A 17,757-nucleotide genomic window follows, 5' to 3' on the forward strand; every position below is an offset into this window, starting at 1 on the left:
CACGTCAGTGCTCAGCCTTGTCCACGACCATTGCGACGGCGCTTGCCGCGACGTTTGGTGCCCGCGGGCTTGCTGCCTGCCGGCCCCTCATCGGACACGCCTTCGATCATGGCGACCTGAGCACGGGAATCGACTTCCTGGAAGTCGGTCCACCACTTGCCCAGTCCCGGCTTCACTTCGCCGGCGAATTCCCGCAGCAGCAGGAAGTCATAGGCGGCGCGGAAGCGTGGATGCTCGCGGGTCTGGAAGGCGCGCTTGCCACGGCGACGCGGCAGCTTGGCCTGCATGTCCCAGATCTCGCGCATCGGGATGCTGAAGCGCTTCGGAATCGAGGTGTGGTTGAGCTGACGGGCGATCGCCTGCTGAGCCGCCTGGTGGGCGGCCGGGATGTCCGGCATGCCACTGGCGACCAGCTGGTCGGTGCGTGCCTTGACGCCAGGCCACAGCAGCGCAGCGTAGAGGAAGGCCGGCGTGACCGGTTTGTCGTCACGGATACGATCATCCGTGCTCGCCAGCGCCTTCTCGATCAGCGGCATGGACCAGTGATAGTGCGCGAAGCTCTCTTCCGTTTCCGGGAACAGCATCTGGAACAGACCGAACTCACGCAACAGGTGGAACGTTTCCAGAGCGTAGCCGGACATGAACAGCTTCAGCACTTCCTCGAACATGCGTGCCGGCGGAATCTGCAGCAGCAGCGGTGCCAGCTCGTACATCGGTTCGGCGGTGGCTTCCTCGATGTCGAAGTCCAGCTTGCCGGCGAAGCGGACCGCCCGCAGCATGCGGACCGGATCTTCGCGATAGCGCGTTTCCGGGTCACCGATCAGGCGGATCATGCGCGCTTCGATGTCACGCACGCCATGTGCCCAGTCGTGGATCGTGAAGTCGGACACGTCGTAGTAGAGGGCGTTGATCGTGAAGTCGCGGCGCAGCGCGTCCTCCTCGATGGAGCCCCAGACGTTGTCGCGCAGCAGCATGCCATCTTCCGACTGCTGGGTATGCTGGCTCGGCGTGCTGTCGGCAGGCTTGCCACGGAAGGTGGTGACCTCGATCACCTCACGGCCGAAGCGTACATGCACGATGCGGAAGCGTCGGCCAATGATGCGTGCGTTGCGGAACAGCTCGCGGACCTGTTCCGGCGTGGCGTTGGTCGCCACGTCGAAGTCCTTCGGGCGCTCGCCGAGCAGGGCATCGCGGATGCAGCCACCGACCAGATAGGCCTGATAGCCGCCGCTCTGCAGGCGATAGAGCACCTTCAGCGCGTTTTCGCTGAGCTGGCGGCGGGACACGGGATGCTCATCCCGCGGTATCACACGCAGGCTGGGCAGGGTGGCCTCGGGCGCGTCAGTTGCATTGAAAAGCGTCTTCAAGCGGTCACCGGGGCGTTGGAGAAAGCGGGTAAATCCTTTGAACATGCAGCGATTCGACTCGTGCGTAGCAGGCCGCCCAGTGTAGCGGAGGGCAGATACCTTGGCAAAGCGCCGGTCTGCCACTGATGGGCCGAGACTGCACTTCAAGGTGCCTGATGAGGGAAGAAATGCCTCTCGGGCAAGGAAAAAGGGAGACCGATTTCTCGGTCTCCCTTTCAGGTAGAGTACACGCATCTTTGAGCAGATGTTCTTTTTCGTGAAGGCGCATCGCCTTGAATACGCACCACAGTCGCCAATCACGCAGACAGATGAAGCTATTGTTGTTATCTGACCGTCTGTTCAGTGACCATCTCGTATTCAAAACAATCTTCCATTCACCGACGGCTGAATAGCCTCCCCCCGCGAGTTGTTGTTGGGTCGGGGGTGATCCGGGGTCGAGTATCTTGTTGTTGTTGGCACTCGAGGCCGGATTCGTCGCGTCCTGGTCAGTAGATTCCGGACTGCCGATATCTTGTTGTTGGTTCGGCGGATGATGACGTGCGGCCGCTTGTTCTTGTTGTGGCTCCAGCATCCGGCCATGAATCTCGGCCGTGCTTGCCTGTCATCATCAATGTCACTCGCTCGACGAATCTTGTTGTTGTTGGTGTCGAGGGTTTTCGAAGCCTTGCGCAATCTTGTTGTTGTTGTTGGGCGCGCTTCGTATTTCCGGTTGTTCTTTTTCTTGACCGTGTTATTGCATCGGATGTGCCACAGCTTAAAAAAAACACGTAATTCAGTCATTTAGACATAGGTCGCTGAGACGTGAGGCGTAGGTGAGGCTGAGGTGTTACCTGACGTGGCCATTACCGCGCTGGATGGGGGCACTGTTTGGGGTCGATGGTAACAATTGGTGCGAAGGTCTAACGGAGTGACTCGCAAGCTAATGATTGGGAAGTGTTTTCCGGCATGGATTCGGCACTAAAGTCTAGCGAGACCGGCTGGCTGCCTGCCGAGTCCTGAGGGGTTTGAGTGTTGATGTCTCGAAGACGGCCAGGTGAGTCGTGGGGGCGAGCACCCGCTTGGTGCAATGCGGATGGGGAGCCCGCGGGTCGGCTGGTGATCGTCAGCCTGCCCGTGCGCCTGCTTGAGGGAGGCATGTGCTGATGATGCCTCAGGACGTCGCGCTGCCACGGCGTGCCTTCTTGCGCGGGATACCCAGCCGCTGACGGCGCTCCCACAGATTCTTGCGGCTGATGCCGAGACGACGGGCTAGCTCCGTTTCGCTCATGTGGTCCTGATGTTCGAGAACGAAATGCTGGAAGTAGTCCTCGAGGGACAGGTCCTCCTCTTCCGGTGTCGGGTTGGCGAGAGGAGGTGCGGGTCGAGGGGGGGCGGTCTCCCGTGCCGGAGCGGCACCTTCGGCCTGCGGACGCGGTGCTGAAGTGACGGGAGGCGGCTGGTGGGCGAGGGGCTCCTGTGGACGGCCGCCAGCAGTATCGCTTCGCAGGACATGCTCGGCGCGCAGGCCCAGGTCTTCCGGGGCGATGATCCGACGGTCTGCCAGGATCACGCCGCGCTCCAGGGCGTTCTCGAGCTCGCGCACATTGCCGGGCCAGCCGTACTGATGGATCTCCTGGCGGGCACGCTGTGACAGCCGCATCCCCTCCCGGGCATGCCGGCGCGCGATGCCCTTCAGCAGGTGTTCGGCCAGTTCCAGCACGTCATCTCCCCGCTCACGCAGCGCAGGCAGGTCAATCTCCATGACGTTGAGGCGATAATAGAGATCCAGGCGGAATTCGCCGGTCGCGGAGAGGCGGTGCAGGTCACGGTGAGTGGCCGCGATCAGGCGGACATCCACATGGCGCGTCTCGATGGCACCGACGCGACGTATCTCACCCTCCTGAAGGACACGCAGCAGGCGAGCCTGAGCATCCAGCGGCAGTTCCCCGATCTCATCCAGGAACAGGGTGCCGCCATCCGCGGCTTCGATCAGGCCGGTGCGTGAATTCGTCGCGCCGGTGAAGGCGCCCTTTTCATGCCCGAACAGCTCGGATTCGATCAGGGTTTCCGGAATGGCGGCACAGTTGACGCAGATCAGCGGTGCCTGATGCCGTCCGCTCTGGCGATGGATCGCACGTGCGACCAGTTCCTTGCCGGTACCGGATTCGCCAAGTACCAGTACGGTGACATCCGCGGGGGCCACCTTGCGGATGCGGGTATAGACCTGCTGCATCGCACGGCAGTGGCCGATCATCTCGACCTGCGAGCCGGTGGCTCCGGAATGAGAGGAGGGGCGCGATGAGGGGGACGGCGCATCGTCATTGCGCGGCAAGGCCAGCGCCTCACGTACGCTGCGCGCGAAGGCCTCCTGATCGAAGGGTCTGGGCAGATAATCCGCGGCGCCGGCTTTCAGGCAGGCGATGGCGCCATGCAGGCTGGGGGGATCCGCCAGCAGGATCACCGGGGCAGGGTGGCTGGCCTCGAGAACGGGCTTGGCATGTTCTCCGGCGAGCGCGACATCGCAGATGACCAGTGCAAACTCGCCGGGTTTCTGACGACAGGCGTCTTCAAGTCCATTGGCATGCACCACGCCGTGCCCGTCGCGCTCCAGCAGATGCTGAAGGGCAGTGCGTGTGGCACCTTCCTTTTCGATGATCAGAATCCGGGCCATGGAATGCTATCGCTCGCCTGATGGAGTGCGTGAAGAAATGAGATGGCGCTGATGCCTTGGCTATCTCGTACAAAGTCTCCCCTGTTCCCCGTGGGCTGGCAATCCGACAATCGTGGCTGGCCTGGTCGTCATGGAAATGGCGTGGCCATGCGCAGTGACTGGGCCGCGCCAACGTTCGCGAGCGACCAGCGTGGCGTGGCGTGCGCCAGTTGTTCCGCGGGGCTGGCAGTGGCCAGCTCGGCTGGCGGTGCCTGCCCGAGCAGCGTCAGCGTGTGATGCAGCAGTTGGCGAATGGCGACTTCATCGACCGGCAGGGCCGGGGCCAGGTTCTGCTTGGAGAGCTTCTGCCCATTGTCGGCGGTGATCAGTGGCAGGTGCGTCAGGCGCGGTGTGGGGAGACCAAGGGACGCCTGCAGGAGGCGTTGCCAGGGCGTGTTGTCGAGCAGGTCCAGGCCGCGTACGACGTCGGTGATTCCCTGTTCGGCGTCATCCACCACCACGGCCAGCTGATAGGCCCACAGGCCATCGCGACGCTTGAGTACCACGTCGCCGAGTGCCGCCAGTTCCTGCTGGATCGGGCCTTGCAGGCGATCGTGCCAGCCGGCGATGGCGCCGGCTACACCGAAGCGCTCTGCCGCTCGCACGTCCAGACGCCAGGCGTGCTCGCCAGCGGGTGGCTCATCGCGATCGCGACACCAGCCCGGGTAGACCGCGAAGGCCCGCCACTGCTTGCGGGAGCAATCACAGGGATAGGCGATACCCGTGGCCTTGAGCTTCGCGAGCGCCTCGTCGTAGGCGGCGTGGCGATCACTCTGATAGCGCACCGCGCCGTCCCAGTGCAGGCCGAAGGCCTCCAGCTGACGCAGGATGGTGTCGGCGCTGCCTGCGGGGCAGCGTGGCGGGTCGATGTCCTCGATGCGCACCAGCCATTGGCCAGCGTGATGCCGCGCATCCAGGTAGCTGGCCACGGCCGCCAGCAGTGAACCGGCGTGCAGTGGGCCAGAGGGGGTCGGGGCAAAACGGCCACGGTAGGCGGTGGGCATCGGCAGGGCTCCAGCGTCCGTGATTGGGGGAATGTCTGGCTGTGCGGACCCCAACGCATACGGGCACCGCTCCAAGGAGGGTGCCCGTATGGGGGATGAGGTCGACGGCGGGCCGTCGGTTCACCGACAGCGGGGCTTAGCGGCCCAGCTGCTTTTCCTTCAGCTCGGCCAGTGTCTTGCAGTCGACACACTGGGTCGCGGTCGGGCGTGCTTCCAGTCGGCGGATACCGATCTCGACGCCACAGGCTTCGCAGAAGCCGTAATCGTCCTCATCGATGTTCTCGATGGTCTCGTTGATCTTCTTCAACAGCTTGCGCTCGCGGTCACGCGTTCTCAGTTCGAGACTGAAGCCCTCTTCCTGAGTGGCACGGTCTGCAGGGTCCGCGTAGTTGTTGGCATCTTCCTGCAGGTGACGCACGGTGCGATCAACCTCTTCCATCAGCTCCTGTTTCCAGTCCAGCAGGATTTGACGGAAGTGCGCTAGCTGCTTCTCGTTCATGTACTCTTCACCCGCTGCCGGCTCGTACGGGGTGAATTTCTTAAGCGCTTCCGGCTTGGTTTCAGCTACTGGCATGGGACCGCCTCATTCCGCAAGGTGACTTGGGCCGTCGACAGTCTGTTGCACTGCCTCCTTGGCCACGGCGAGGGGGCTGTCCTGACTGCTGCCCTCGCGAGAAGATCAGCTTATTTAGCGTAAAAATGACAAGTTTGCAACCGAACTCCGACGATAGTTTGTGCCGGCTCATGAACAGGCCTGTTCACGCAAACATGCATTTTCCTGTGAAAAGGGGGTGGGAATGGGCCTTGGCAGGTGCCTAGAATGAAGCTTCCGTCACGAGGAGTGCCATCATGCAGTTTGCCCGCCGTCTTGAATCCGTTGCCGCCTTTCGCGTGATGACGCTGCTGGAAGCCGCCCAGGCGCGAGAGGCTGCCGGGCATGATGTCATCCATCTGGAAGTGGGCGAACCCGACTTCCCGACCCCCGCGCCGGTGATCGCGGCCGGCCAGGCGGCATTGGCCGCCGGCCAGACTCGCTATACGCCCGCCTGTGGCCTGCCCGCGCTGCGCGACGCCATCGCGGCAGACTACCAGCGCCGTCACGGTGTCACGGTCTCGCCCTCGCGCATCATCGTCACGCCCGGTGCCTCTGGCGCTCTGCTGCTGGCCACCCTGCTGTGTGCCGAGCGCGGTGACAGCGTGCTGATGGCGGATCCGACCTACCCGTGCAATCGCCATTTCATGGGGCTGGTCGATGCCCAGCTCGACGTGGTGCCTGTCAGCGCCGAGAGCGGCTGGCAGCTGACCGCGGAGCTTGCCGATGAGGTCTGGCGCGAGAACACCCGTGCGGTGATGGTGGCATCTCCTTCCAATCCCACCGGGCACGTGTTGTCGCCACAGAAGCTGCAGGCGCTGGGGGAGCTGTGCAGAGCCCGAGACGCTCACCTGCTGGTCGATGAGATCTATCAGGGCCTGACCTATGGCGTGCCTGCACATACGGCGTTGGCGGAATGTCCGGATGCCTTCGTGATCAACAGCTTCTCGAAATATTTCGGCATGACCGGCTGGCGACTGGGCTGGCTGGTGGCGCCGGAAGCGGCGGTCGAGCCGTTGTCGCGCCTGGCGCAGAATGTCTTCCTGGCTGCCTCCACCCCCGCGCAGCATGCGGCGCTGGCGGCCTTCACGCCGGAGTGCGAGGCCGAGCTCGAACGCCGTCGCCAGGTGCTGGAGGCGCGGCGCGGCGTGCTGCTGGCCGGACTCGAACGTCTCGGGCTGGCACCGTCGGTTCCCCCGCAGGGCGCCTTCTACGTCTGGCTGGATATCTCGCACTTGAGTCATGACAGCGAGGCCTTCTGCCGTGCCTTGCTGGAGGAAGAGAACGTTGCCATCACGCCGGGGACCGATTTCGCGCTGGCAGATGGACGTCGCCATGTGCGGATCGCCTTCACGGCCGATGAGGCGCGTCTGCGCGAAGCCCTGACGAGACTTGAGCGCTTCCTGGAGCGGCGTGCTGCCCCGGCGGGAGCATCTGCCTGATGCAGTTGACAGGGTTGTATCGTGGTCGGCTGATCCGGCGCTACAAGCGCTTCTTCGCTGAAGTGGAGCTGCTCGAGGGGGAACGGGCAGGCGAGGTGGTGACGGCGCATTGTCCGAATACCGGCTCGATGCGTGCCGTGTGCGTGGAAGGCTGTGAGGTATGGCTGTCACCATCCAACAATCCGAAGCGCAAGCTTGCCTGGACCTGGGAGCTGATTCGCCTGCCCCTGGACCCTCCCGGGGCTGGCGGTCGGCGTGAGGCCTTGGTGGCGGTGCATACCGGACGTGCCAATGCGCATGTCGAGGCGGTCCTGCGGGAGGGGGACTCGTCAGAGTGCCCGCCTGCACTGCATGCTGCGCTGCGTGAGAGAGGGCTGACGAATCTGGCGCGAATCGAGCGGGAGGCACGGGTCGAGGTCATGCCAGCAGGCAGTGAGATCGCGGAGCGCTCGCGGCTCGATTTCCAGCTGTGGCCGCGCGATGAGCAGGCCGCCTCGATCTATGTCGAGGTCAAGCAGCTCACCCTGCGTGAGTCGGATGGGCATGGGTATTTTCCGGACTCGGTCAGTACGCGCGCGCGCCGTCACCTTGCCAGTCTTGCCGCGCTGGTCGCGGCCGGTCATCGCTGTGTGCTGGTGTTCTGCGTCGCGCACGATGCCATCGAGGATGTCGCGCCGGCGGCTCACCTGGACCCGGCCTATGCCGAGGCCTTCGCCGCGGCCCAGGCCGCCGGTGTCGAGGTGCTGGCGCTGAGGATGCAGGTCGCACTGGCGCCCTGTCATGATGACGCGAGGCAGCCGCTCTGGCAGGCGTCGTTGACCCTCAAGGAGGTGCTGCCGCTGCACGAGGCGCGCTTCTGCGGGTAACGCCTGAGCTCACTCTGATCATCGCGGGGCACTTCAGTGCCGACTCTTCAGCACCAGCTGCGCCGGCGAGCCGTCAGGCCGCTCGATCGTCACGTCCAGCGCGGTCAGTCGCTGCCCCGTGCAGGGGCCACTGAGGCACAGGCCCTGCTGCGGCTCGAAGCAGGCCTGGTGACGATGACACAGGATCAGTCCGCCGGTGGCGTCCAGATAGGGGTCGCGGTGTTCGCGCTCGTCGTGGGCGGGGTCAGCGATCAGGCGGCTGCCGCGGTGCGGACAGGCGTCGAGATAGGCGTGCAGTCCATCGGCCAGCCGGATCAGCATGGCCGGGCGGCCATCCTCGAGCCTGATCGGCAGGCTGCAGCCGATGCGCAGCTCCGGCAGTGGCAGGCGGAGCAGGCGGCGTGTCATGCGGGTCTCCTCTGAGTGGGCGAGAGGCGTTGGTGAAGAACGCGGTGCGTTCGGGCATCAGGGGGCTCGCATCGGGTATCATGGGGCAATGACGGCCAGCAGGGAATGCTCGGCTGCCGCTGGCAGTGCTCGACCTTCCGTGCGCGATGGACTGTGTCGCCGTTGGCCATTATCGCCTTTCTTCACGCCTGGTTATCTTCATGTCGCTATTTCATCGTCCCGCCTTCCTCCGTCCTGCCCCAGCTGGGCAGGCAGGCCTCACGCGTCGCCAGTTGCTGGCTGGCATGGTCGCCGGCGTCGGCGGTCTCTCGTTGCTGGGGAGCGGGGCGCTGCAGGCGGCTCAAGCGCCGCCGGGGCCGCTTCCGCCCTTGCCTGCCTGGCATGATCCCGACGCCTCACATCCGTTGCTGGGCAGCATTCTCGTGGCGCAGGGCAATCGACGCCTGTCACCGGCGGCACTGGTGGACTGGGCGCAGGCGCATCCGCTGGTGCTGCTGGGAGAGCATCACGACAACCCGGATCATCATCTGCTGGAGCGCTGGCTGATCGATGCACTGGCGGCACGTCGTCAGTTGGGTGGCGTGGCAATGGAAATGCTGGATTCCCGTCAGGATGCGGCGCTGTCACTGGTCAATCGCACCTCGCTGGCCGTGGCGGGCCTGCCGGATGAGGAGCTGATGCGCCTGCTGGCATGGGATGCACGCTGGAAATTCACCGATTACTCGAGCGTGTTGCGTGGTGTGCTGGACAGCGGCGCCCCCCTCTCGTCCGCCAGTCTGACCAGAGAGCAGGTGCGCGCGGTGATGGCTCAGGACCAGACGGCGCCAGCACTGCCGGAGGCCGTGCTGAGGCTGCAGCGCGAGGCGCTGGATGAAGGCCACTGTGGTCTGCTGGGGGCAGAGCGCCTGGATGGTCTGCTGCGTGCCCAGCTGGCGCGTGATCAGCAGATGGCGGAGCGTCTCGAGGCGCTGGCCAATCGCGATGCCACGGCGTTGCTGGTGGCCGGCAGTGGCCATGCGCGTCGCGATATCGGCGTGCCGCGCTGGCTGACCCGGGATTCGCTCTCCATCGCACTGATGCCGGTGGCCTGGGGGGAGGAGGGTCAGCCGCTGACCCAGCTCGATGACTATCTTCCGGAAAGTGCGGGGGCGGCCCCGGCGTACGACCTGGTGTGGTTCACCCCGGCCGTCGCTCAGCCAGAGGATGCCTGCGCGGGACTGCGTGAGGCGGCGGATATCGCCACGCCGGATCTGCCGGGCTGAGAAAGCGGGCCGGGCGAGCAACGCTGGCATGAAAAAAGGCACCTCCTGTGAGGTGCCTTTTGCGTTCTTGCATCGCGTCGCTCAGTCGGGCTGCGATCAGTCGGGCTGCGCTCAGCCGCTCTTGACGTCGACCTGGCCTTCTGCGCGACGACGGGCCGCTTTCTGCGGCGTGGCATCCCCGTCGGCGTCATTGGCCTGGCTGTCGTTGCTGCCGGCCTGCTCGCGGAAGCGATCCTCGATATACGTGATACGAGTGCGTCCGTGGGGCACCGGCTTGAAGTCGGCATCGACACTGACCAGCACGATGCGGTCGATGGTCAGGATGCGTTCACGCGTGATCTTGTTGCGGATCTCGACGCACAGCGAGATGGACGTGCGGCCAAAGGCGCTGGCGGTGATGCCCAGCTCGATGATATCGCCCTGGCGCGCACTGGAGACGAAGTTGATCTCCGACATGAACTTCGTCACCACGCGGGAAGTCCCCAGCTGGACGATGGCGTAGATGGCCGCTTCTTCGTCGATCCAGGCCAGCAGACGTCCACCGAACAGGGTGCCGTTGGGGTTGAGGTCTTCGGGCTTGACCCATTTGCGGGTATGGAAGTTCATGCACTCTCTCCTCGGGATGCCGGCGCACCTCACCGGAAGTGCGAGCCGTGATCCTCAGCTGCGTTTACCCCGAAAGTATATAGACTTTAGTTGCGACTGTCTGTGCATGGCCCGGATAGCGCAACGCTATCGCGCCGCGGGGAGAGCGCGGGGAGAATTGGCGGCGTCATGACGCGAAACGGCCGGCAGGGACTCCCTGTCGGCCGTCTTTCCAAAGGCGGTGTGGCGAGTGTGATCAGCGCTTGTCGGGCGGACAGTTGTCGCGGCAGACGCGGAAGATGGCCACCTCTCCGAACAGATTCGGCCACCAGGTCGCCGCCGGATGTGGCTCGTGATCGCCATTGCCGACTGCGCGGTCGATGATCTTGAGGCCCTGGGCACGACACAACCGCTCGAAATCCGCAAAGGTCGAGAGGTGGATGTTGGGGGTGTCGTACCAGGCGTGCGGCAGTGACTTGGAGACCGGCATGCGCCCCTTGAGCCCCAGGTGCAGGCGGTGACGCCAGTAGGCGAAGTTGGGGAAGGTGATGATGGCTTCACGTGAGACGCGCATCATCTCTTCCAGCGCACGGTCCGGGCGGCGCAGTACCTGCAGGGCCTGGGACATCACCACGCGATCAAAGGTGTCATCGGCGAAATTGGCCAGACCATCATCGACATTCTGCTCGATGACGTTCACGCCGCGCGCCACGCAGGCGCTGATGTTGTCGGGATCGATCTCCAGTCCGTAGCCGAATACCCCCTTGGTCTCCTTGAGCGAGGCCAGCAGGGTGCCATCCCCACAGGCGAGATCCAGCACGCGGCCACCTTCGGGAATCCAGTCGTGGATCTGGGCGAGGTCGTTACGCATGGCTGGCCTCCTGGGGAGCGGTGTGCAGGGGAGAGGCTGCGTTGCAGGCCTTGTCGTATGCGCGGGTCAGGAAGTTGCCCAGCACTGCCTGATAGCGCTCTCCCGGCAGCAGGAAGGCGTCATGGCCGTGAGGAGAATCGATGTTGGCATAACTGACGTTCTTGCCGGCATGGATCATGGCGTTGACCAGCTCGCGCGAGCGTGACGGAGCGAAGCGCCAGTCGGTGGTGAAGCTGACGACGAGCACCGGGCAGCTGATCGGTGCCATGGCCGCGGCCAGATCATCGCCGGCCGTGGCGGCGGGATCGAAGTAATCGAGTGCCTTGGTCATCAGCAGGTAGGTGTTGGCATCGAAGGCGGTGGAGAAGGTGTCGCCCTGATGGCGCAGATAGCTCTCGACCTGGAAGTCGACGTCGTAACCGAAGTTGAGGCGGTCCTGGCGCAGGTCACGCCCGAACTTGGTCCCCATCGAGTGCTCGGAAAGATAGGTGATGTGACCGACCATGCGGGCCAGCTTGAGACCGCGCTTGGGCACGGCATCGACGCGTGAGTACCAGCCGTCATGGAATTCCGGGTCCGAGCGGATGGCCTGGCGCGCGACTTCGTTGAAGGCGATGTTCTGCGCCGAGAGCTTGGGGGTACAGGCGATGATGGCGACGTGCCCGACGCGCTCGGGATGATCCATCGCCCACTGCAGTGCCTGCATGCCGCCCAGTGAGCCACCGACCACCGCGGCGAAGCGCGTGATGCCGAGACGTTCGGCGAGGCGCTTCTGACTCTCGACCCAGTCCGGCACGGTCACCAGCGGGAAATCGGGGCCCCATTGTTCGCCCGTTTCCGGGTTGATCGAGGTCGGGCCGGTACTGCCGTGACAGCCGCCGATATTGTTCAGCGCGATGACGAAGAAGCGTGAGGTATCGATGGGCTTGCCGGGGCCGATGTAGTCGTCCCACCAGCCGGGCTTGCGATCACTCATCGCGTGGTAGCCGGCGGCGTGATGGTGTCCGGTCAGGGCGTGGCAGATCAGGAGGGCGTTGCTGGCGTCAGCGTTCAGCTCGCCATAGGTCTCGTAGACCAGCGAGTACTGTTCGAGGCGTCTGCCGCAGGCCAGCTCCAGCGGTGTATCGAAGTGGGCAGTCCGGGGCGTGACGAGACCGACCGAATCCGGGGGAAGGGAATCAGGCATCGTGGTGAAGGTTTCCAGCATCATGTCCAGCAGAGTGTTCGGGCAGAGCCCGTGTCCGGGGCGCGAAGCCGCGGTGATGCGCCTTGTGGGCGTCTCGTGCACCGTGGTTCTGGCTTCGGCCGAGGGATCACTCTAGCACAGCGTCGGGCGCGCGTGAGCCAGTGGCGCGGGCAGGAAGCACAGGCGCCCGCAGCGGAGGTTCCGTTGCGGGCGCCTGGGGGGGGACACCGCGAAGCGGCGATGTCACGTCTGGCAGGGAGGAGTGTGCGTATCAGCCGAAGACGCTACGCAGCATGCCGATGGTCGGCAGCGTCTGACTGACCAGACTGCCGATCAGGTTGAGGGCGATGAACACGAAGATCGGCGACAGATCGAGCATGCCGATCGACGGGATCACCTTGCGCACCGGCTTCATGATCGGGTCCACCAGCTGATGGACCAGGATGGCGCCCGGGTGGTTGGCCTGGGGGGCGACCCACGACAGGATGATCATCGCGATCAAGGCGAAGAAGTAGATGTTGATGATGCTGTCGAGCATGGTGCCCAGTGCCGTCAGCGCGATGAAGCCGATCGGCAGCATGCCGCCGAACAGCGCGCCGATGGCGACCAGCACCAGGCTGACGACGATGAAGGCGGCCGCCAGTGTGGCGATGTCGAAGCGCCCCAGCGGGCGCAGGATGCCCTGCAGCGGTGCCACCAGCGGATTGGTCGCCTTGACCACCGACTGGGTGACCGGATTGTAGAAATCTGCACGAGACAACTGCAGCAGGAAACGCAGCATCAGTATATAGACGAACAGTTGCAGCAGGATGGTGACCAGCTGAAGTCCGATGTTACCCATAGCACCCATGGGGCCTTCCTTAAGACGGTGAGTTGAGGACGCGAATCTGGTGTCGGCGTGTCATGCCATCAGCATGCCAATCCGAGATGAACGCAGCATGATGGCGGTTTCCCGAGTGGGCTGCCAGTCAGGCGCTCTGCACGCTGCCACTCGTGGCGTGGCAATCCCGCCACTGGAGTTACTGGTCCAGCTCACGCGCCAGCTCTGCAGCCCTTGCGCTGGACGCCTTGGCCGCACGGCTGACGATCTCGCGCAGGCCATCTCCCTCGAAGCTGTTGATGGCGCGTTCGGTGGTGCCATTCGGCGAGCAGACATGGCGACGCAGCTCTGCCGGCTCGTGCTCGCTGGTGAAGGCCATCTGCGCGGCGCCGCGTCCGGTCTGGATCGCCAGTCGGCGCGCCGTCTCGGCATCCAGTCCCAGTTCGATACCGGCGGCTTCAAGCGCTTCGATGAACAGGAAGAAGTAGGCCGGGCCGGAACCGGAAATCCCGGTGACCGCTTCCAGCAGACCTTCTTCCTCGACCCATTCGACGATACCGACCGCGGTCAGCATCTCGTCCATCAGCGCACGTTGCTCATCGGTCACGCGCGAGGTGGCGTAGAGGCCGCTGGCACCGACGCCCACCAGCGAGGGGGTATTGGGCATGCAGCGGATGATGGCAAGCTCTCCCCCCAGCCAGCGCTCGAGACTGTCGCAGGTGATGCCGGCCGCGACCGAGATGACTAGCGGCTTGCGCTCCTGTACGGCGGGCGCCAGTGCCTGGCAGACGTCATGCATCATCTGGGGCTTGACGCCCAGCACGATGACATCGGCACGTGCGACGGCGTCAGCGTTGTCCTGGGTCGTGGTCACGCCGTAGCGTTGCTCGAGCGCCTCGAGGGTATCGCGTGAACGGGCCGTCGCGATGATGCGGTCTGCCGGATAGCCGGCCTCGATCATGCCGCCGAAGATGGCGCTGGCCATGTTGCCGGCACCGATGAAGGCGATGGTGCGGGGAGTGGCGGAGGTCTGGTGCGTCATGCGGTGCTCCTGATCGTTCGGATGGGATGGACCGGCGAGCGGTGAGTCTGTGCACTTTACCGCGGCTGCTTCGCGAGAGTGACGTTCGTGGCAGTGAACCGTGCGTCCGAGGCTGCCGGAGGTGACTCGTCCGCGGGCTGCGCATGCGTCAGTGGCGTGCGTGAATCGTGTGCGGGCGGCGTCAGTGAGTGGTCTCAGTGGGCGCTGGAATAGTCACGCGCTCCGAAGAGGGCCGTGCCGAGACGGACCAGCGTCGCGCCTTCGGCGACGGCGGCCTCGAGATCACCACTCATGCCCATGGACAGGGTGTCGAGCTTGGCCTGAGGGTAGCGGGCCGCGGGGAAGCGAGCCTGCAGCTGCTCCAGCAATACGCGCAGTGTCCTGAAGGGCGCCTGCCTTTCCTGCAGGTCAGCCTCGGATGAGGCGGGGGCGGGAATCGCCATCAGGCCTCGCAGTCGCAGGTTGGGCAGTGCCAGCACCGTCTCGGCCAGGGCAATCAATTCCTCGGGTGTGACGCCTGCCTTGGTGGCCTCGCCGGAGACGTTCACCTGCAGACAGATGTCGAGTGGCGGCAGGGTCTCGGGGCGTTGCTCGCTCAATCTGCGAGCCACCTTCTCACGCTCGACGGCATGTACCCAAGAGAAGTGTTCGGCAATCGCGCGGGTCTTGTTGGACTGGATGGGGCCGATGAAGTGCCATTCGATATCGGTGAGGTCCGACAGCGCCTGCTGCTTGTCCAGCGCTTCCTGCAGATAGTTCTCGCCGAAGGCCCGCTGGCCATTGCGCCAGGCAGCACGAATCATCCGGTCGGGCTTGGTCTTGCTCACCGCCAGTATCCGGGCTGCCTCTACGTTGCGTTTACTTGCCAGCAGTGCCTTTTCCAGCCGCGCACGGGCCTCTAGGATACACTGAGTAACACAAGCTTCGTCGTCGGGGACTGCAGTCATGCGGCTCGGCTCCAGAATTTGCGAAATATCTTCACGGTTGATGGCTCGGCGTCGTGGGCGCCACCGGTAGTATGGGCTGGATAGGGCGTTCGTCATGATATCCACCGCACCATCTGCTGAAGAGCCACATCACACTTACACCCGAGTCCACGGGACTCGTTGGTACAAGAGCTTCGGTCTTCGCGAGGGATCTGCATGGATATTACCGAACTGCTGGCTTTTTCGGCAAAACAGAACGCATCGGATCTGCACCTGTCCGCCGGCCTGCCACCGATGATTCGCGTCGATGGTGACGTACGACGCATCAACGTCCCTTCGATGGATGACAAGCAGGTGCGTGCGCTGATCTACGAGATCATGAACGACAAGCAGCGTCGCGACTTCGAGGAGTTTCTCGAGACGGATTTCTCCTTCGAGGTGCCGGGCGTCTCGCGCTTCCGTGTCAATGCTTTCCACCAGGGGCGGGGGGCGGGTGCCGTCTTCCGTACCATCCCGTCGGAAGTGCTGACGATGGAAGACCTGGGTCTCGGCGAGGCGTTTCGCAAGATGTGCATGCTGCCGCGTGGCCTGATTCTGGTCACCGGCCCGACAGGGTCGGGCAAGTCGACCACGCTGGCGGCAATGGTCGATTACATCAACGAGAACAAGTACGACCACATTCTCACCATCGAGGACCCGGTCGAGTTCGTCCACCAGTCCAAGCGTTGCCTGGTCAACCAGCGTGAAGTGCATCGTGACACCCACGGCTTCGCGCCGGCTCTGCGTTCGGCATTGCGTGAGGACCCGGACGTCATTCTGGTCGGCGAGCTGCGAGACCTCGAGACCATCCGTCTGGCACTGACGGCCGCCGAGACCGGGCACCTGGTCTTCGGCACCCTTCACACCACCTCGGCGACCAAGACCGTCGACCGCATCATCGACGTCTTCCCGGGCGAAGAGAAGGCGATGGTGCGTTCGATGCTGTCCGAATCCCTGCAAGGGGTCATCGCGCAGACGCTGCTCAAGAAGGTGGGCGGCGGGCGCGTGGCAGCGCACGAGATCATGCTTGCCACTCCTGCCATCCGCAACCTGATCCGTGAGGACAAGGTGGCGCAGATGTATTCCTCCATCCAGACCGGTGGTGCGTTGGGGATGCAGACGCTGGATTCGGCGCTGACGCGGCTGTTGGCCGAGGGGCTGGTGACCAGCGAAGACGCGCAAGCGAAGGCCAAGGGGCTGCTGGGATAGTGCGCGACTGCCGTGCAGTGGTGTTGCCAGGCGACATCAGGGAAAGGGCAATGCCCATGGCCGAATCCAGGTCGAGACAGGCGAGACGGCACGCCTGAAGGCCATCACGGGCGTTGTCCTCGTCGGGACGGAAGGTCGTTGCGATAAACGATAATAAAACCGTAGTTTGAATGTGACTTCACAGAGTGGATCGGGACACGGCTCATGACTCCTCATGAATGGCTGCAGGAACTCCTGCAGTTGATGGTCAGCAAGGGCAGCTCGGATCTTTTCATCTCGACGGGGACTCCGCCGCAGATGAAGGTCAATGGGCGAATGGCGGCGCTGGGTGACAAGAAGCTCGGTGTCGATCAGGTGCGAGAACTGGTGCTTGCGCCGATGAGCGACATGCAGCGAGAGCGCTTCGAACAGGAGCGTGAGGCCAATTTTGCCCACAGTTTGCCGGGGGTGGGGCGTTTCCGGATCAGCGCCTTCTATCAGCGTAGCCAGATGGGCATGGTCATCCGTCGCATCCAGCTGTCGATTCCCAGCCTGGAAGAACTGCGCCTGCCGGAAATCATCAAGAGTCTCTCGGAGACCAAGCGTGGTCTGGTGATCTTCGTCGGGGGCACGGGTGCCGGCAAGTCGACCTCGCTGGCCTCGATGATCCAGCACCGCAACCAGACCTCGAGTGGCCATATCATCTGCATCGAGGATCCGATCGAGTACATCCATCCCCATCAGCGCTCCATCGTGACCCAGCGCGAAGTGGGGATCGACACCGAGTCCTTCGAGGTGGCGCTGCGCAATACGCTGCGTCAGGCACCGGACGTGATCATGATCGGCGAGATCCGTTCGCGTGAGACCATGGAGCATGCGCTGACCTTTGCGGAAACCGGTCACCTGTGTCTGGCGACCTTGCACGCCAACAACGCCAACCAGGCGCTGGATCGCATCATCCACTTCTTCCCGGAAGAGCGTCACGAACAGGTATGGATGGACCTGTCACTGAATCTCAAGGGCATCGTGGCCCAGCAGCTGCTGCCTCACAAGAGTGGCAATGGCGCACAGCGAGTGCCGGCTATCGAGGTGATGCTGCGCTCGCCGCTGATCGTCGATCTGATCCGCAAGGGGGCGGTGGTGGAGATAAAGGACGTGATGAAGCGCTCCCAGCAACAGGGCATGATGACCTTCGATCAATCGCTCTATGCGTTGCATCAGCAGGACCTGATCACCGAGGAGGTGGCATTGGCGCATGCCGATTCCGCCAATGACCTGCGTCTGATGATCAAGTTCGGCGATTCCGACAGTGCTCAGGAAGCGCAACTGGATGTGATGAATGCTGCCAGTCGCTTCTCGCTGCAGGACGACGATGGCTGAAGTCCGTGGAGAATCTGGCCTGCGACGGTAGATGTCTCAGGTACTCGACGAAGCCGCGCTTCTGTTTTGCCAGGAGCGCGGCTTTTTCAT

General features: G+C 63.8%; 16 protein-coding genes. 5 read left to right on the forward strand and 11 right to left on the reverse strand.

The genetic code is table 11. The features are described from left to right. Positions 1 to 11 precede the first annotated feature (11 nt). The 4 genes from pcnB to dksA form a co-directional block, all read right to left on the reverse strand. Complete coding sequence (gene pcnB, locus BOH68_RS00805) at positions 12 to 1,412, reverse strand: polynucleotide adenylyltransferase PcnB (RefSeq protein ID WP_077379465.1); 1,401 nt, start codon at positions 1,410 to 1,412, stop codon at positions 12 to 14. Between the two features lie 1,105 nt (positions 1,413 to 2,517). Continuing rightward, positions 2,518 to 4,017, reverse strand: a complete 1,500-nt coding sequence (locus tag BOH68_RS00810) for a sigma-54-dependent transcriptional regulator (protein WP_077379463.1) — start codon at positions 4,015 to 4,017, stop codon at positions 2,518 to 2,520. Between the two features lie 128 nt (positions 4,018 to 4,145). Beyond that, positions 4,146 to 5,060, reverse strand: a complete 915-nt coding sequence (gluQRS, locus tag BOH68_RS00815; protein WP_077379462.1) for a tRNA glutamyl-Q(34) synthetase GluQRS — start codon at positions 5,058 to 5,060, stop codon at positions 4,146 to 4,148. A 136-nt stretch (positions 5,061 to 5,196) separates the two neighbouring features. Further along, the gene (dksA, locus tag BOH68_RS00820) at positions 5,197 to 5,634 is read right to left on the reverse strand and encodes an RNA polymerase-binding protein DksA (RefSeq protein WP_077379460.1); all 438 of its coding nucleotides are present in this window, start codon (positions 5,632 to 5,634) and stop codon (positions 5,197 to 5,199) included. Between the two features lie 275 nt (positions 5,635 to 5,909). Here dksA and BOH68_RS00825 point away from each other — a divergent pair, with 275 nt between their 5' ends. Both BOH68_RS00825 and BOH68_RS00830 read left to right on the forward strand, forming a co-directional pair. Next, positions 5,910 to 7,094, forward strand: a complete 1,185-nt coding sequence (locus tag BOH68_RS00825; RefSeq protein ID WP_077379458.1) for an aminotransferase class I/II-fold pyridoxal phosphate-dependent enzyme — start codon at positions 5,910 to 5,912, stop codon at positions 7,092 to 7,094. Continuing rightward, positions 7,094 to 7,960: a DNA/RNA nuclease SfsA gene (locus BOH68_RS00830; protein ID WP_077379456.1), complete on the forward strand. Its 867-nt coding sequence runs from the start codon at positions 7,094 to 7,096 to the stop codon at positions 7,958 to 7,960. Before BOH68_RS00825 ends, BOH68_RS00830 begins: the two co-directional genes overlap by 1 nt. Before the next feature lie 33 nt (positions 7,961 to 7,993). On the opposite strand, the gene BOH68_RS00835 is transcribed toward BOH68_RS00830, so the two are convergent. After that, entirely contained in the window at positions 7,994 to 8,368 is a 375-nt protein-coding gene (locus BOH68_RS00835; protein ID WP_077379454.1) for a Rieske (2Fe-2S) protein, read from the reverse strand. 200 nt (positions 8,369 to 8,568) lie between these two features. On the opposite strand from BOH68_RS00835, the gene BOH68_RS00840 reads away from it, so the two are divergent. Beyond that, positions 8,569 to 9,630, forward strand: a complete 1,062-nt coding sequence (locus BOH68_RS00840; RefSeq protein WP_170877488.1) for a ChaN family lipoprotein — start codon at positions 8,569 to 8,571, stop codon at positions 9,628 to 9,630. Between the two features lie 111 nt (positions 9,631 to 9,741). Here BOH68_RS00840 and BOH68_RS00845 read toward each other — a convergent pair whose 3' ends face one another. From BOH68_RS00845 to BOH68_RS00870, 6 genes are all read right to left on the reverse strand, one after another. Next, on the reverse strand, positions 9,742 to 10,236 hold the full coding sequence (locus BOH68_RS00845) for an acyl-CoA thioesterase (protein ID WP_077379450.1): 495 nt from the start codon (positions 10,234 to 10,236) through the stop codon (positions 9,742 to 9,744). 235 nt (positions 10,237 to 10,471) lie between these two features. Further along, the gene (gene metW / locus BOH68_RS00850) at positions 10,472 to 11,086 is read right to left on the reverse strand and encodes a methionine biosynthesis protein MetW (RefSeq protein ID WP_077379447.1); all 615 of its coding nucleotides are present in this window, start codon (positions 11,084 to 11,086) and stop codon (positions 10,472 to 10,474) included. After that, a complete protein-coding gene (metX, locus tag BOH68_RS00855) occupies positions 11,079 to 12,272 on the reverse strand; it encodes a homoserine O-succinyltransferase MetX (RefSeq protein ID WP_077379977.1) in 1,194 nt (397 codons plus the stop codon). Before metX ends, metW begins: the two co-directional genes overlap by 8 nt. Before the next feature lie 271 nt (positions 12,273 to 12,543). Continuing rightward, the gene (locus tag BOH68_RS00860; RefSeq protein ID WP_077379444.1) at positions 12,544 to 13,122 is read right to left on the reverse strand and encodes a YggT family protein; all 579 of its coding nucleotides are present in this window, start codon (positions 13,120 to 13,122) and stop codon (positions 12,544 to 12,546) included. Between the two features lie 169 nt (positions 13,123 to 13,291). Beyond that, positions 13,292 to 14,134, reverse strand: coding sequence for a pyrroline-5-carboxylate reductase (gene proC / locus BOH68_RS00865; protein WP_077379442.1), 843 nt, complete (start codon positions 14,132 to 14,134; stop codon positions 13,292 to 13,294). A 194-nt stretch (positions 14,135 to 14,328) separates the two neighbouring features. Then, positions 14,329 to 15,081, reverse strand: coding sequence for a YggS family pyridoxal phosphate-dependent enzyme (locus BOH68_RS00870; RefSeq protein WP_077379440.1), 753 nt, complete (start codon positions 15,079 to 15,081; stop codon positions 14,329 to 14,331). 195 nt (positions 15,082 to 15,276) lie between these two features. On the opposite strand from BOH68_RS00870, the gene BOH68_RS00875 reads away from it, so the two are divergent. Beyond that, positions 15,277 to 16,308, forward strand: a complete 1,032-nt coding sequence (locus BOH68_RS00875) for a type IV pilus twitching motility protein PilT (RefSeq protein WP_077379438.1) — start codon at positions 15,277 to 15,279, stop codon at positions 16,306 to 16,308. Positions 16,309 to 16,512: 204 nt separating this feature from the next. Further along, positions 16,513 to 17,667: a PilT/PilU family type 4a pilus ATPase gene (locus BOH68_RS00880; RefSeq protein WP_077379436.1), complete on the forward strand. Its 1,155-nt coding sequence runs from the start codon at positions 16,513 to 16,515 to the stop codon at positions 17,665 to 17,667. Positions 17,668 to 17,757 lie beyond the last annotated feature (90 nt).

This window comes from Cobetia sp. MM1IDA2H-1 (assembly GCF_002916775.2).
GTDB classification, from domain to species: domain Bacteria; phylum Pseudomonadota; class Gammaproteobacteria; order Pseudomonadales; family Halomonadaceae; genus Cobetia; species Cobetia marina.

Excerpts from the sequence above, each read along its gene's own strand:
- pcnB (WP_077379465.1), bottom strand. The coding sequence starts at position 1,412 with ATGTTCAAAGGATTTACCCGCTTTCTCCAACGCCCCGGTGACCGCTTG.
- BOH68_RS00810 (WP_077379463.1), bottom strand. The coding sequence starts at position 4,017 with ATGGCCCGGATTCTGATCATCGAAAAGGAAGGTGCCACACGCACTGCC.
- gluQRS (WP_077379462.1), bottom strand. The coding sequence starts at position 5,060 with ATGCCCACCGCCTACCGTGGCCGTTTTGCCCCGACCCCCTCTGGCCCA.
- dksA (WP_077379460.1), bottom strand. The coding sequence starts at position 5,634 with ATGCCAGTAGCTGAAACCAAGCCGGAAGCGCTTAAGAAATTCACCCCG.
- BOH68_RS00825 (WP_077379458.1), top strand. The coding sequence starts at position 5,910 with ATGCAGTTTGCCCGCCGTCTTGAATCCGTTGCCGCCTTTCGCGTGATG.
- BOH68_RS00830 (WP_077379456.1), top strand. The coding sequence starts at position 7,094 with ATGCAGTTGACAGGGTTGTATCGTGGTCGGCTGATCCGGCGCTACAAG.
- BOH68_RS00835 (WP_077379454.1), bottom strand. The coding sequence starts at position 8,368 with ATGACACGCCGCCTGCTCCGCCTGCCACTGCCGGAGCTGCGCATCGGC.
- BOH68_RS00840 (WP_170877488.1), top strand. The coding sequence starts at position 8,569 with ATGTCGCTATTTCATCGTCCCGCCTTCCTCCGTCCTGCCCCAGCTGGG.
- BOH68_RS00845 (WP_077379450.1), bottom strand. The coding sequence starts at position 10,236 with ATGAACTTCCATACCCGCAAATGGGTCAAGCCCGAAGACCTCAACCCC.
- metW (WP_077379447.1), bottom strand. The coding sequence starts at position 11,086 with ATGCGTAACGACCTCGCCCAGATCCACGACTGGATTCCCGAAGGTGGC.
- metX (WP_077379977.1), bottom strand. The coding sequence starts at position 12,272 with ATGCCTGATTCCCTTCCCCCGGATTCGGTCGGTCTCGTCACGCCCCGG.
- BOH68_RS00860 (WP_077379444.1), bottom strand. The coding sequence starts at position 13,122 with ATGGGTGCTATGGGTAACATCGGACTTCAGCTGGTCACCATCCTGCTG.
- proC (WP_077379442.1), bottom strand. The coding sequence starts at position 14,134 with ATGACGCACCAGACCTCCGCCACTCCCCGCACCATCGCCTTCATCGGT.
- BOH68_RS00870 (WP_077379440.1), bottom strand. The coding sequence starts at position 15,081 with ATGACTGCAGTCCCCGACGACGAAGCTTGTGTTACTCAGTGTATCCTA.
- BOH68_RS00875 (WP_077379438.1), top strand. The coding sequence starts at position 15,277 with ATGGATATTACCGAACTGCTGGCTTTTTCGGCAAAACAGAACGCATCG.
- BOH68_RS00880 (WP_077379436.1), top strand. The coding sequence starts at position 16,513 with ATGACTCCTCATGAATGGCTGCAGGAACTCCTGCAGTTGATGGTCAGC.